At 57.8% G+C, this 1,187-nt stretch carries 1 protein-coding gene; it reads right to left on the bottom strand.

Going from position 1 to position 1,187, the window contains the following annotated elements:
- Nucleotides 1–1,187, bottom strand: a 1,187-nt coding sequence (locus BBI10_RS00120; protein ID WP_065986010.1) for a M10 family metallopeptidase C-terminal domain-containing protein, incomplete at both ends; no start/stop codon positions are given.

Genomic DNA, 1,187 nt, shown 5'->3' with positions numbered 1-1,187 from the left:
GTGAAAGTCTTGGCGACGTTCTTGTCGATACTGATCTCGAATCGGTTACCGTCAGCGTCCGCTTCGTAATCCTTGAGGTAGGTGCGGTGCAGAGCCGTGTCATAGATCACCTTGAGCGTGCCATCGGTGCCATCGCCAAGGCCAGTGTAACCCAGCGCTGAAACATCGATGCGGTCCTGAGTGGCGTCGAAGTTTTTGATGAAGTCCGAATTGCCCCGGAAGCTGTCGCTCTTCTCGACATATCGGAAGGTGTCGACCCCGGTGTTGCCCACCAACAGATCATCATCACCGCCTCCGACGAGGATGCCGCCCGCGGTCGAATTGGTGAACGTGTCACGGTGGTTATCGCCAGTCAGCGTCTGGTTGGCGCGGTCTGCTGCGTTGTCCCCGGCAAAGGTGAAGCGATCCATGTCCTGCAGGCCGGTAAGCGGATCCCGGTCGTATTGCGTCAGGTGCACGGCGAATCGGTTGCCGTCTTCATCGGCCTCGAAGGACTGGGCAATCGCGTAACCAGCTTCATTGTCGTAGCTGTAATTGAGCGTGCCGTTATAACCATCCCCCAGACCAGTAAACCCCAGTGCCGAAACGTCCAGCAGATCACCGTCACCGAGGCTGAAGCTGTGGATGAGGTCAACGCTGGATTGGCCTGTGCCGTCGTTCACGAAGCTATCGGTGAGATGCTCGAAGACAAATGTGTTACGGGAACCGCCGCCGGACATGTCGTCCGCTCCGCCTCCACCGGTCACGATGTTGCCGGAGCGGGGAACGACCAGAACGTCATCGCCATCGGTCCCGGTGATGACGTATTGCTTGTTGCTTAGCCCATGTTCGCGGCCAGTGCTTTCTGCAGTCAGGTCGTAACGCAGGGCGAAATTTTGCGTGCCAAGCTCAGCGGCGTGATCGCCTTCAAGTCTGACTTCGAATGCCTGGCCCTGGGCGTTTTTATCCAGCGAGCGAACATAGGTAATGTCCTCGTCGGCGTTGTAGGTGACCGCCAGATCACCGTTGTGGCCATTGCCAACGCGCTCCAGCCCGAGGGCCGTCAGGTCAAGTACGTCAGTGGATTGGAAATCTTTGATCAGGTCCGAGTGGGAGCCCTGTTTGTCGAAGTAACTGTCCGTCACCGAGGTGTAGACGAACGTGTTCCCGTAGACATAAGCGGAGTGGCTGGTGATCGTATCGACGCC

The sequence above is a fragment of the Pseudomonas graminis genome (assembly GCF_001705435.1).
Taxonomy (GTDB): Bacteria; Pseudomonadota; Gammaproteobacteria; order Pseudomonadales; family Pseudomonadaceae; genus Aquipseudomonas; species Aquipseudomonas graminis_B.
This window is presented reverse-complemented; position numbering and strand designations above follow the sequence as displayed.